This window comes from Mesorhizobium tianshanense, assembly GCF_007830515.1.
GTDB classification, from domain to species: Bacteria; Pseudomonadota; Alphaproteobacteria; order Rhizobiales; family Rhizobiaceae; genus Mesorhizobium; species Mesorhizobium tianshanense.
Genome location: NZ_VLKT01000032.1, coordinates 60196 through 72432, shown reverse-complemented (window position 1 = coordinate 72432; position 12237 = coordinate 60196). Strand labels below are relative to the sequence as shown.

14 protein-coding genes and 1 pseudogene are annotated in these 12237 nt (G+C 61.1%); 3 read left to right on the top strand and 12 right to left on the bottom strand.

The window, feature by feature from the left end; genetic code table 11:
- Window positions 1-11 precede the first annotated feature (11 nt).
- The 8 genes from IQ26_RS23800 to IQ26_RS23770 form a co-directional block, all read right to left on the bottom strand.
- Window positions 12-1121: an electron transfer flavoprotein subunit alpha/FixB family protein gene (locus IQ26_RS23800; protein WP_145720759.1), complete on the bottom strand. Its 1110-nt coding sequence runs from the start codon at window positions 1119-1121 to the stop codon at window positions 12-14.
- 16 nt (window positions 1122-1137) lie between these two features.
- Window positions 1138-1989, bottom strand: coding sequence for an electron transfer flavoprotein subunit beta/FixA family protein (locus IQ26_RS23795; protein ID WP_145720758.1), 852 nt, complete (start codon window positions 1987-1989; stop codon window positions 1138-1140).
- 185 nt (window positions 1990-2174) lie between these two features.
- Window positions 2175-2555 (bottom strand): nitrogenase stabilizing/protective protein NifW, encoded by a 381-nt coding sequence (gene nifW / locus IQ26_RS23790; RefSeq protein ID WP_145720757.1) that lies wholly within the window; start codon window positions 2553-2555, stop codon window positions 2175-2177.
- The gene (gene nifV, locus IQ26_RS23785) at window positions 2539-3786 is read right to left on the bottom strand and encodes a homocitrate synthase (protein WP_145720756.1); all 1248 of its coding nucleotides are present in this window, start codon (window positions 3784-3786) and stop codon (window positions 2539-2541) included. The genes nifW and nifV overlap by 17 nt, the downstream gene beginning before the upstream one ends.
- Window positions 3783-5000, bottom strand: a complete 1218-nt coding sequence (gene nifS, locus IQ26_RS23780; RefSeq protein WP_145720755.1) for a cysteine desulfurase NifS — start codon at window positions 4998-5000, stop codon at window positions 3783-3785. The genes nifV and nifS overlap by 4 nt, the downstream gene beginning before the upstream one ends.
- Before the next feature lie 11 nt (window positions 5001-5011).
- Window positions 5012-5254, bottom strand: coding sequence for a hypothetical protein (locus tag IQ26_RS23775; RefSeq protein ID WP_145720754.1), 243 nt, complete (start codon window positions 5252-5254; stop codon window positions 5012-5014).
- A 1-nt stretch (window position 5255) separates the two neighbouring features.
- A complete protein-coding gene (locus IQ26_RS39975) occupies window positions 5256-5372 on the bottom strand; it encodes an iron-sulfur cluster assembly scaffold protein (RefSeq protein WP_208760202.1) in 117 nt (38 codons plus the stop codon).
- Between the two features lie 23 nt (window positions 5373-5395).
- A complete protein-coding gene (locus tag IQ26_RS23770; protein WP_145720753.1) occupies window positions 5396-5716 on the bottom strand; it encodes a HesB/IscA family protein in 321 nt (106 codons plus the stop codon).
- 765 nt (window positions 5717-6481) lie between these two features.
- On the opposite strand from IQ26_RS23770, the pseudogene IQ26_RS23760 reads away from it, so the two are divergent.
- The 3 genes and pseudogenes from IQ26_RS23760 to IQ26_RS23750 all read left to right on the top strand — a co-directional run bounded on the left by IQ26_RS23760 (window position 6482) and on the right by IQ26_RS23750 (window position 9668).
- Window positions 6482-7542 (top strand): annotated as a pseudogene (locus tag IQ26_RS23760) (hemin-degrading factor).
- A gap of 10 nt (window positions 7543-7552) precedes the next feature.
- Window positions 7553-8092 carry a TroA family protein gene (locus tag IQ26_RS23755; RefSeq protein WP_145720752.1) on the top strand — a complete coding sequence of 180 codons (540 nt, stop codon included), beginning with the start codon at window positions 7553-7555 and terminating at the stop codon, window positions 8090-8092.
- A 1273-nt stretch (window positions 8093-9365) separates the two neighbouring features.
- Entirely contained in the window at window positions 9366-9668 is a 303-nt protein-coding gene (locus tag IQ26_RS23750) for a DUF982 domain-containing protein (RefSeq protein ID WP_145720751.1), read from the top strand.
- A gap of 2 nt (window positions 9669-9670) precedes the next feature.
- Here the strand turns inward: IQ26_RS23750 and IQ26_RS39205 are convergent, their stop codons facing one another.
- From IQ26_RS39205 to IQ26_RS23730, 4 genes are all read right to left on the bottom strand, one after another.
- Window positions 9671-9949 (bottom strand): hypothetical protein, encoded by a 279-nt coding sequence (locus IQ26_RS39205; protein ID WP_156090949.1) that lies wholly within the window; start codon window positions 9947-9949, stop codon window positions 9671-9673.
- A 252-nt stretch (window positions 9950-10201) separates the two neighbouring features.
- On the bottom strand, window positions 10202-10447 hold the full coding sequence (locus IQ26_RS23740; protein ID WP_145720750.1) for a DUF982 domain-containing protein: 246 nt from the start codon (window positions 10445-10447) through the stop codon (window positions 10202-10204).
- A gap of 4 nt (window positions 10448-10451) precedes the next feature.
- Window positions 10452-10676: a hypothetical protein gene (locus IQ26_RS23735; RefSeq protein WP_145720749.1), complete on the bottom strand. Its 225-nt coding sequence runs from the start codon at window positions 10674-10676 to the stop codon at window positions 10452-10454.
- 256 nt (window positions 10677-10932) lie between these two features.
- Entirely contained in the window at window positions 10933-12234 is a 1302-nt protein-coding gene (locus IQ26_RS23730) for an ABC transporter ATP-binding protein (protein WP_145720748.1), read from the bottom strand.
- Window positions 12235-12237: the final 3 nt, after the last annotated feature.

The following is a 12237-nucleotide window of genomic DNA, read 5'->3' as shown; positions in this document are numbered from 1 at the left end:
GTCCATCTCCCTTAGCTCGCAAGCTTATCGCGATTGTGCGGCGACAGCCGCCGGGTGAAGGCTTCCGTCAGCGCGGGCAGGAAGCGGATCGCATCGGTGACGATCCCGAGGTGGGCGAAATCGAAAATCGGCGCGTTCGGGTCGGCGTTGATGGCCACGATGAGATCGGCCCCCTCGACGCCAACCCGGTGCTGGATCGCGCCGGAAATCCCCGCCGCTATGTAAAGCTTCGGCCGGATGGTCTTGCCAGTTTGGCCGATCTGCCGATCAGCCGACACCCAGCCCTTCTGGACCAGCGGGCGCGAACAGCCATATTCGGCGCCGATCGCTCGCGCGAGATTCTTCACAAGCTGCAAGTTCTCCGCCGCGCCGAGACCGAGACCTCCCGCAACCACGACGTCGGCATAGGCGAGATTGGCCGTTGCCGACTGGCTATCCGGCAGGAAACCGAGGACTTTGGTGACGATCTCGTCCTCGGTTATCGACAGCTTGTGCTGGATGACACGCCCAACCGGCTTATCCGCCCGCTGCGGCATGGGCATGACCCTCGGTCGCACTGTCGCCATCTGCGGCCGATAGTTGAGCGTATAGATCGTGCATAACAAGGAACCGCCGAAAGTCGGACGGGTCGCGGCGAGCGAACCGTCGGTATCCACGTCAAGTTCGGTGCAGTCGGCCGTGAGCCCTGTCTGCAAAGTCGTCGCCACGGAGCCGGCAAGATCCCTGCCGAGTGTGGTCGCACCGAGAAGAAGGATCTCGGGTTTGTGGGTAGCGACCAGATCCGTCATCGCCTTGGTGTAAGGCTCGTTCCGATAGTCGGCAAGCAGTGGCGCCTCGACGATGTAGACAATGTCGGCGCCATAAGCGAAGGCTTCGGCAATGGCGTTCCCGATGGCCTCTCCAGGCGGGCCGAGCACGACGCCAGCAAGCTGGACCTCAAGCTTGTCGGCCAGCTTGCGACCTTCGCCGAGCAGCTCGAATGATACCGAATGGACATGGCCGCGTTCGAGCTCGATGAAGACCCAGACGTGCCGGTAGTCCTTGAAATGGTCGGGCAGTTCCTTCTTTATGCCGGCACGGCCGGCGGCAGGGCGAGGGGTTTCTCGGTTCACGGTCGACATTGTCTGCTCCTGGTCCTCACGCGCCGCTGTTGAAGGCGAGCTCATGTTCCAGCGCCGGCTGGCGGGTGAAGATTGCGGCCATGAGTTCGTCAGCGGTATCGCGCAACGTCTTCTCTGCGGTGTCGATTTGCACCGCCTTTTCCGCCCGCGCAGCAGGAGCGAAAACGCGCTTGACGACCGTCGGCGAGCCGCGCAGGCCGCATCTGGTAAGGTCCTCAATGCCGGCGTCGGCCGCACTCCACTTCAAGACCCCGCTGCGCGCGGCGCCCAGGGCGTCCTCGATCGAGCCCCGGCGGATCTCGTTTGTGCCTTCCAGCATGGTGATGAGGCAAGGGAGCCTGCTCTTCAGCATCTGCGTGCCGCCTTCGGAGCGGCGCTCGACCTTGATCTCGCGCGCAGCGAGATCGATAGAGGCGATCTTCGCGACATAGGTGAGTTGCAAGAGATCAAGGCGCTTGGCTATGCCGGGCCCGACCTGGGCGGTGTCGCCATCGATCGTCTGCTTCCCGGCGAAGACGATGTCTGGCGCGCCGTACGTCTCGCCAACCTTTGCGATTGCCTGAGAAAGAGCGAAGGAAGTCGCCAGCGTGTCGGAGCCGGCAAAATAGCGGTCGGTCAAGAGCACCGCGCGGTCGGCGCCGTAACCTAGCGCCTTGCGCAGCGCGTCCTCTGCCATGGGCGGACCCATAGTGAGCACGGTGACCTCGCCACCATAGGCGTCGCGCAGTCTGAGTGCTTCTTCGAGGGCGAACAGGTCGTAAGGGTTGATGATGGTCGGCACACCCTGGCGCATGATCGTGTTCGTCACCGGATGGACCCGTATCTGTGCCGAGTCCGGCACCTGCTTGATGCAGATTACGATGTGCATTGGCGGTTTCTCCAGGCTCCTATCCGGATGCGGGCTTGGCAGTTCATCTCCTTGGTTGCATCATTCGTGCCAACTGTTTTGCGTGCTCCTTTTTCCAGAAATTCGATTGGTTGCTTCTGAGGGCGCCGTCGTGATGTTCGGATTTGTCGGCTTCTCGACATTGTCGCGTCGCAACCGTGTCGCGCTCATTCCTTTCCGAACCGCTTCAGTACGGAGTCGAACGGGACGAAGGCGCGGCCCGGCGTGGCTGGTTTGTTCGGATCGTGATCTTTGAGCACCTTGAAGACCCGGTGCTTGAGCGGCGAGGAAATCGCGAAGTCCTCGTAGGCGCGTTCCAGCGTGGCGCGCACCCGCGCGGCGATCACCTGGTCGGGCAGACCGGAGAAATCTTCTTCGGCAAGGTATTGGCCCACGCGCTTCATGATATGAAGCCGTGAGACATTCAGCACCTTCGGGTCATAGGAGACGCCAAGGACTGCGAAGAACTCCTCCGCAGCCGACAGGCCCTTCAGTCGTGCCAGGATGTCGGTGACATCGATGGGGCGGCTGTCAGCGGAACAATTCATTGCATTCTCCCTGGTCGGAAAACTGTGGTGTCGGTGCGTTCGTCGCAGGGCTGACCTGCGCGCAATCGGCGGTTGGAGGAATGAAATGGGATGAACCAGCGAGGCATGCCTCGGTGGTCATTTTATCGTAGAGTTCGACCAATTGAGTTGCAGTGACGGTCGATTTGATCTCGGCCGCCTTGCGGCGGACGCGGGCAACCATAGCGGCTGCCAGATCCGGGTCGAGATCGCGGCCGCTTTCGCTTAGCACATGGGCAATTGCCGTGGCGCCGGAATGCTTGCCGATGACGATACGCCGGCAGCGGCCCACGAGAGCCGGATCGAGCCCCTGATAGCTACGCGAGTCCTTCAGCAGCCCTGCGACGTGAATGCCGGATTCGTGGGTGAAAACATCGGCGCCGACGACCGGCTTGATGACTGCTGTCGGCCGGCGGGCGGCCCGCGCCACATGGGCGGCGAGGTCGGGCAATGCGGTCAGGTCGATGCCGGTATCTGCGCCGTCGAGGACGGCCATCGCGGTGGCTACTTCTTCCAGCGCGGCATTGCCGGCGCGCTCGCCGAGCCCAAGGACGGTGACGGAGGCATGGCGCGCACCGGCGCGGATGGCGGCCAGCGTGTTGGCGGTAGCGAGCCCGAGATCGTTGTGGCCATGAAATTCGAGGTCGATCGGAGACTGCGCCGCGACCCGGGCGACAATTTCGAAGGTCGAAAATGGGTCGAGAACGCCGACCGTGTCGGCCAGCCTGACGCGGCTTGCGCCGGCGCGCGCGGCCGTCTCGATGACGCGCGCGAGATGATCCCGATCGGCCCGCGAGGCGTCCTCGCAGCCCACGGCAACGAAAAAGCCGCGGGCGGCTGCGCGCCCGACCATATGCTCGATGATCTGGAGCGCTGCCGTCTGATCGAGGCCGAGCTTGGCGGCGAGTTGGATGTCCGATGCAGGCAGCGACAGGTTGACGGCGGGGACGCCGGTCTCGATTGCTGCCTCGAGATCCTGCGACGTCATCCGGCACCAGGCGGTGAGCCGAACCGGGAGACGCCTCGCGACCGCGGCGCGAATTGCTTCGATCTCATCGGCGCCCATGGCCGGCGTGCCGATCTCGATCTCCGGGACGCCGGCTGCGGCAAGAGACTCGGCCAGCTCCAGCTTTTCCGCCGTCGCAAAGGCGACGCCGGGAGCCTGCTCGCCATCGCGCAACGTCGTATCGTTGAGAAAGACCTGACGGTTCATGAGCGACTATCGGTTCTTCCGGCGCCGGGGCATAGACCCGATTGAAGGTCTTCGGCACTTAGCGTGCCGGTCCCAGAATTGCGAACGCCACGCAGCCTCTCCACGATTGCGGGCAAGACCTCGAGCACCCGGTCGACATCCTCTTCGCCGTTGTCGCGCGCGAAGGAAAAGCGGACTACCCCATGTGGCATTTTCATCGCCCTCAAGACATGGCTCGGCTCAAGGCAGCCGGAGCTACAGGCGGAGCCGGCCGAACAGGCGATGCCCACGCGGCTGAGGAGAGTTGGGATTGCATCGCCTTGGATATATTCGAAGGCGATGTTTGCGGTGTTCGGCAACCTCTCCAGCGGATCGCCGGTGACGAAGGTGTTCGGGATGCGCTGGAGAACCCCGTTCTCAAGGCGGTCGCGGAGCCACTTTACCCGTGTGGTCTCGTCGTTCATGAATTTCGAGGCGAGTTCTGCCGCCACGCCGAGCCCGACTATACCGGGCGTGTTCTCGGTGCCCGCGCGCCGGTCGTACTCTTGCTGCCCCCCCTTGATCAGCGAGCAGAAGCGTATGCCACGCTTTACATAAAGTGCTCCGATCCCTTTCGGGCCATGCAGCTTGTGGCCGGAAAGCGACAGCATGTCGATTGCGGTCGATTTCAGGTCCATTGGAAGCTTGCCGACCGCCTGCACGGCATCGGTATGAAAAAGGGCGCCAACTTCCTTGGCCATCTCAGCAAGTTGGGCCACGGGGAAGATCGTCCCGGTCTCGTTGTTCGCCCACATGATCGAGACGATTGCCACCTGTGGGGTGAGGGTGGCCCTGTACGCGTCGAGGTCGAGGCGGCCATGGCGATCCACTGGAATTCTGTGCACCTTGACGCCGCGCGTCTTCTCAAGATGCGCGCAGAGCATCAGCACGGCCGGATGCTCGACGGCGGAAGTCACGATCTCTGTTCGGTTAGGCATCTCCTCGAGCGCCGAAAGAATCGCTGCATTGTCGCTTTCCGTCCCGCCCGAGGTGAAAGTGATCTCATCGTCGAATTCCGCGCCGATCAGCGCTTGCAACTGCCGACGTCCCTTGCTCACCGCCGCACCAACTGAGGCGCCAAAACCGTGCGTCGACGAAGGGTTGCCGAACTGATTCGTAAAGAACGGCAACATCGCTTGAACGACCTCCGGATCGACCCGTGTCGTCGCGTTGTTGTCAAGATAGACAGTCCTCATGCGTGCGATCCTCAGTTGGCCGGAACGATGCGAAGAGCGAGGCCGCTCGCATTGAGCCTCCGGCTCATGCCGTTGCTGGTGACGCAGGCGCCCTGGCAGACGCCGACGGTTTGACGTAGGCTTGGTCGCCGCCGACATTCAAAATGCCCGCGCCAGCGTCTTCGATCAGTCAAATTTGCTGCAGCGCCGCTGCGGCCGAAGGTCTGGAATGCTGCGGCTTTGAACGTTTCCGTCACGGGATCGGTGCTGATCATTTTAAGCATTGCCGCAGGCGATCGCGCCGACCGAACAGGCTGCATTGGCCGTTTCCAGAACGCCGGCATTCTTCGGCCTGAAGGAGTATTCCTTGACCTTGTCGCTATAGTCCAACATGGCCTTCTCGATATCTGGGGCGATCAACTGAAGGACTTGCCGCAGCCGCACTTCCCCCGCGCGTTGGGGTTGTCGAAGACAAAGCCGGAGGATTCGAGTCCGGTGACGAAATCGACGGTCGTGCCGGCGACATGGGGTTGAGAGCCTGCGTCCACGAACATTTTGACCCCGTCGGTCTCGATGATCGCGTCGCCCTCGCGCGAGACGCTCTCCAGGCCCATTGAGTATTTGAAGCCGGCGCAGCCGCCGGCCTGGACCATGATGCGAAAGCCTTCCGCCGGCTCGCTGGCGCGGGAAAGAGCGGTCTTGACGGCCGCAACGGCGTTGTCGGTGAGCGTAATCATGGTTCGATTTCTCCTCATTCGGTTACGGTTTGCGGATCACCCCGCATGGACCGTGCCAATGGAAAAAACCGTTTCAAAACAGCGCGATCTCTCTAACACTGCGATGAATCTTTGTGCGCCATTGCTGGGAAGACGTCGGGCAGCCGACAAGTACTGTCGGGTTTGTCGAGTCCGCGACACGGGACTTCTCGGCCTGAGTTCCTGCTCCACTCTGACGTAAACCATTGAATAGCATGCACAAGATTTTTCTGACCTTGCTTCGGCGCAATTGGCACGACTTTTGAGGCTCCCTTTGGCGAGGCGGCAACAACCGCCGGCCGATAATCGTCCCGTGGGCGTCTTCTCGCGACGGATGGAACGAAGGAAGGAAAGCAACATGTCAGGTCTGGGTCAGATCCGCTTTCTATGGGAAAGCAGCACCGCCCGAGGAATCCGATTGCCCCATCGGCCGATTGGCGTCGACACCCACAATCGTTCACCACCCCCTGGTGGCCATTGACCGACTTGAGATGGGATTCGACCGGCATTTGCCGGTCAGTGTCATTGCGTTTCGCCGTCAAGCAGCACGCCCGGTTTCAAGGGGACGCCGACGGCGATGCGCACGCTCTCCAGCAACACCCTATTCCTGGGCGAGCACGCGATGGGGGAGTCGAGCATTTCGGCGCGCTCTGTCGGCTGAAGATCACCAGGCAGGGCAGCTGATCCTCAACAAGCGGGCGGATCAGTGACGCAAGTGTGCAGACAGAAGGCAGGCAGGTGGACGTCATGGACCAGCGCGTGAAACCCTCCCCGGCCGAAATCCGGCGGGCGCGGGAAGACATGCCGAATATACGCGAGCACGATCTCGCCGCCCAGTTGGGCATTTCGGAAGCGGAACTGGTCGCGGCGCATTGCGGTTCGGCGTGGTGCGCATCGAGCCGCGCGTCAATGACCTGCTGACCGGCCTCGAAGCGGTGGGCGAGGTGATGGCGCTGACCTGCAATGAAAGTGCCGTGCACGAGAAGATCGGCGTCTACGACAAGGTGCTCACCGGTAACCACCATGCCATGGTGCTCGGCGACGACATCGACCTGCGCATCTTCCCGAAAGTGTGGGCGTATGGCTTCGCCGTCGAGAAGCGCGATGGCGGCGACATCCGCCGCAGCCTGCAATTCTTCGATGCCACCGGCAAGGCGGTGCACAGGGTGCATCTCAGGCCCGCCTCCAACCTCTATGCCTACGAGAAGCTGGTGGCGGAACTCGAATCCTCAAACCAGGAGCCGATCGTGTCGGTTAAGGCGAGCGGAGTCGACGATGACGCTGCGATTCCGGACCAAGCCGCCATGGTCGAGGACCTGCGCGAGCAGTGGAGCGGGCTGACCGACGTGCATCAGTTCTTCGACATGTTGAAGACGCTGAACCTCAGCCGCTGCCAGGCGATGCGCCTGGTCGGCCAGGATTACGCCTGGCTGCTCCACAATGATGCTGTTGGCGCCATGTTCGAACACGCGGCCGATGGCGAGATGCCGATCATGTGCTTTGTCGGCAATCGTGGCTGCATCCAGATCCATTCCGGCCCGATCAAGTCGGTCAAGCCGATCGGGTCCAGGATCAATGTCCTCGACGAGACCTTCCACCTGCATCTCAGGACCCACCACATCCGCGAGGTCTGGGCCGTGCGCAAGCCGACCAGGGACGGCCACGTCACGTCACTCGAAGGCTATGGCGCCGACGGCAAGATGATCGTCCAGTTCTTCGGCACGCGCCAGGAAGGCGAACGCGAGCGCGGCGACTGGCGGTTCCTGGTCGAGAACCTGCCGCGCATCCCCAACCCGTCCGCCGCATGAGGTAAGTCCAATGCGTATTGCTTTTCATTTCCACTCAGTGCTCGCGCCGATGCTCGGCGTTCTGCTGTCCGCCGCTTCGCCCGCCGAGGCCAATGAGGGCGTAGCTGTTTTTTCCGATCCGTCACGGATCGCTGGATCGGCGGCTCCATCACCGAGATCGTCTACGCTTGGCGAGGAAAGTCATCTCATCGCTCGCAATTGGACGAGCTACTATCCGAAAGCCGCGCTGAAGGTGACCGATGTCGCCTATATGCGTCAGCTGTCGGCGCAGCGTGTTCTGTCGGTCAATCCGTCCAACATGTTGGCCTTGCACGGCAGCGGCGCGAAGGAAGCGGCCGATCTGTTGGCGAAATCGAAGGGGCCCTTCATCGAGCTGCCGGGGCACCACCGCCATAAAGGCATCCTTGAAAGATCCGCGTCGGAGGAAGGCAAGAGCGCCTCACACGGATCAGGAATGGGATCGACTTGGATCAAGAGGGGCTTTCGCCAGCGATACAAGGCCGCAAGGCTAGGTCTATGCTTCGCTCAAGCAGCGCCCCCAAAGTACTGACCTTGCTTGTGATCTGTACGAGGGTCCGGAGGCGCCACAGAGACGTCAGAGGCCACCCATCCGGCGATGGTGCTGTCGCCAGATCAAGAGCTGTTCTCACAAACAGGTCAAGTGCGAACAGAGGATGACGAAAAGGAGACGTTCATGACTGAAGCAACACTCGTTACAGGCAGCGGTGACGTGTCAAGCATCGCGGCTGTCCACCAATCGCCATCAATTGACGACAAACCCGCCACAGGCGCTCCGCACGGATACGCCCAAGAGGACGGGTTCATCCAAGACGCCTTGCGTCGAACCGCAGTCGCGGAACGATTCGATCTTTCTCTTGTGCTCGCGAGGTACCGGCGACAGCACGGCTTCTCACAAGCCGTCGCAGAGGACCATAGACGCGAACTCGTCCGTTTCTTGGCACTCTTCGCGACCGCCCGACAGTATGGCCGCTCATACGGGATGATGGGCGCAGTCGATGAATTGTGGCACATGTTCATCATCTTCACTAGAGACTACGCTCGATTTTGCGAAGAGGTGGCGGGCAGGTTCCTGCACCATATTCCCGAACCCGATGGCGTAGCTACGCAGGGTACCATCGACCGGTACCTCGCCTTCCTGGGGGACTACACAACGGTCTACGGGCAAGAGCCGCCCCCAGCGTATTGGCCCAACCCGAAGCGCTCACCCCACAACACAGATGCTTCCTGCGACGGCTGCAGCGGCTGCAACGCAGCATGCGTTAGCTGAAGCAACACTTTTTAGAAGGAGTGCGTCGAATTGCTCGGCCCCAGATCGGCCGAGCCTCTCGGCCGAATACTCAGCTGAGAACGAGGGGCACCGTGCATGGACCGCGTCAGCGCTGCTTCGCGATGTTCTTGCTACCCTTCCTGGAGCGACGAAGCTCGATTTGCCTCCAGGACTGTCGAGGGGATAGCGGAGTATAAGCATGGAGCGCCCGAGCTTTTTGAAGGCCTCGCATTTAAGCGCCTTTTACTCCAGCCTGTGGACGGGCCTGAACGAGGCGAATACCACGGCCGCCGTCGCCTTGCCCACCCACGCTGGCGGCTGTAGTAGTGTGCGTCGTTCTGTAAAAGCGTCATGGTGGGAGCGGGATCCTTTGCGATGAACCTGGCTCATGCCAGGTGAAGTCGGTGACGGTGCGAAGGCTGAGGATGAGCATCGAGCGTCCTCTCACCGTCATCAGCATGACATCACGTTCTGCGATGGTTGCTGAAGCGGCCTTCTCACGAAATTGAGCCGTTCAAAAAATTCGAGGGATTTGATGAACGCCACCACATTCAGCAGCCCCATTTTCGTGAAGGACGGGAATTGCATTGTGCGAGAAATTGTCAGCGTCGATGGCGCCATTGATTTTCTCGAAGAATGGCCCGAAAGTCGTCGAGATTTGATCCACAAGACTGCACTCAAAGCGTGCTACGATGCGCACGACGGTTACAAGCCGGTCAGCGTGGTCCGTCAGGCGTTCATCAGCTTCGCCAGGCGGGCTTGCATACTGGAAGACCCGGCTGCTGTAATGCGTTGGATCTCACCCCCTAAATCGGGCAGTGGAACGGAAGCGCTATAGGCTCATTCGATCAGCGGTGCCGCACCAGGTCGAAAATCCGCGAAACAGGGCAACCCGCGGCGGGCAGACTGTCCCGATCTATATCCGACGTCGGCAAACTTGGCCGAGAGGCGTTTTTTGGCGCGCCGGGAGTTGGGTGGAGGAAAAGGGATCGCCTGAAGGAAGTGCACGGCGTTGCCGATTGGCATCATATGGGCAGCTATGCCGGATGCAGCGGCACGCTCGACGGCGTTCGCGCTTGGGGCAACCAAGGCGACCAAGGCCGAAATCGAAGACTTCATCGGAAAGCACCGAAGCTAATCGTCGTCTCCGCCTTTGATCGCGATGAGACCGGCGACCTTCAGCCTGTCTTTGGGCCAGCCGAGCAGCAGACCGAGGATCGAGCCATAGGGACGGCGAAGGGCTAGCTGGGACATGCTGGCGTCATTGCTGGGTCGCGTGATGCCAACCCTTCCAGGCGAATAAGGGGACCCACAACACTCTTTGTCGGTGGCTACGTGTCGGACATGCAGTGACCGGCTGACCGTTGCTCGCTAGTCAGATGGCAAAAACATCTTCTCCTCCTTGGCAGCGGCCTTGAATGCCTTACGGGCTTCTTGCGTAGGCATCTCACCCTCAAGAGCGGCCATACAAACGCGCACCGCGTAATCCCACTTAGGCCCCTTGTTGCTCCACTTTAGGAGCTGCTCGGCGGCACCCTCGACGTGGCTGACCCCAAACCGAACTCCGGGGCGGTGGGTCCTAACGTAGACGGGAGGGTTGAACCAATGGAGAGCCATGAGGCTACTCTCGGCTGTCAAAGGCAACGAACAGGCCGCGGACGGTTGCAACCGTCACGACAACCTCGGTTGGTTCTTCGTCGCTTTCCAGCAGATATGGTGCAGCATCGCGAGCTTCTTTCATTGTAGCTTTGACCGATACAATGTCCTCATGATCCGCCCTGTCGAGAAGTAAGGCAACCACCTGCTCTGCCGTAGAAATTGGGCCGGCTTTACGGATGACGCTCATGCTACCCTCGTACCCAAAGGCGCCAACGGAATTCGATATTGCGCGTCTCGCGACAAGACATCAATCGATGATTGAAACCGTACGAAACCGGTCAAGGCGACCCAGCCCAGATATGCAGGGGGTGCTTGGTCGGAACTTTGATCGACGGGAGCCTAAATTAAATCCAGTGTCACCAAATAAGTTTTTAATGTTGAGTCTCTTCCAATCGCCGCGTCCTCAATTCACAATACACCGCTATTCTGGAAATTACCGCTCCTCAGGGATTTTCCAGATTGAAGTTTTGCGTTTCGTCATTGTAGGCAAACACTTCCCCATAGCGGCCCCAACTGATGATAGCCCTCAGCGTCTTTTCGGCTGCGTCCGGCGACATGTGGTCCTCGAGCTCGTCCGAGAACCGGCTCCAGGGCGCCCGGTGGGTTGGCCTCTCGTCCAGGATACGGCGTATGTGCGCGGCGAGAGCCACATAGGTCAGCAGGTGCTTTGCAAAGAGCTGCTTGCGTTCGTCGACGTCGGCTTGGGCGAAGCGCTTGCCTTCCGGGATCAGCCGGATGTCTCCCCCGACCAGTTCGGCGAACCGGAGCATCTGAAGCGTTTCGGCGACCGGGAACAGATCGTCGATCTCCATGTGCAGCGATGCCGCAATGACGGGAAGGTCGGCCTCCCCGGCGTAGGGCGCGCCGGCGACCGCTTCGAGCAAGCCGGACAGCAGGTTCGATGACACCCGCGGCAGGATGGTCCCGATGCCGGCCCCCGGAAACCGCTCGGCTCGCGTGCCCGACCCTTCCGCGGGGGGCTTGGCCGTCATCTCGACATAGATACGCTCCACGAGGTCGCGAAAACCAGGATCAAGACGATCGCGGGGCTGCGGCAGGTCGACCCTGATATCGTTGAGTATGCGTCCCGGATTGCTGCCGAAGACGAGAATCCGATCGCACATCAGAACCGCTTCCTCGATGTTGTGGGTGACCAGGATCACGCCCTTGATGGGAAGCTGCCCCTCCGACCAGAGGTCGAGGAAGTCGGTGCGCAGAGTCTCGGCGGTCAGCACGTCGAGCGCCGAGAACGGCTCGTCCATGAGGAGGATGTTGGGATTAACGACGAGCGCGCGGGCGAAACCGACGCGTTGGCGCATACCCCCCGACAACTCTCGCGGATAAGCTGATTCGAAGCCGTCGAGCCCGATCAGGTCAATGGCTTCGAGCGATCGGCGATGGATCTCCTCTCTTGGCAGGCCAAGCGCCTCGAGCCCGATTTCGACATTTTCGTGCACCGTCAGCCAGGGGAACAGCGCGAAACTCTGAAAGACCATGGCGATGCCGGAAGGGGGTTCGGTCACGGCCTGCCCCAGATAGCTGATCGAGCCGGCTGCGGGAAATGAAAGCCCCGCGATCAGTCTGAGCAGCGTCGACTTGCCAGATCCCGACCGGCCGAGCAGGCCGACGATTTCGCCTTCCTGAAGCTTCAGGTCGACTCCCTCGAGGACGAGCAGTTCGCCACCGTCAGGCTTGGGGAAAGATTTACGAACGGCCTGAATGTCGAGCAGTGGTGCAGTGTCCATGAC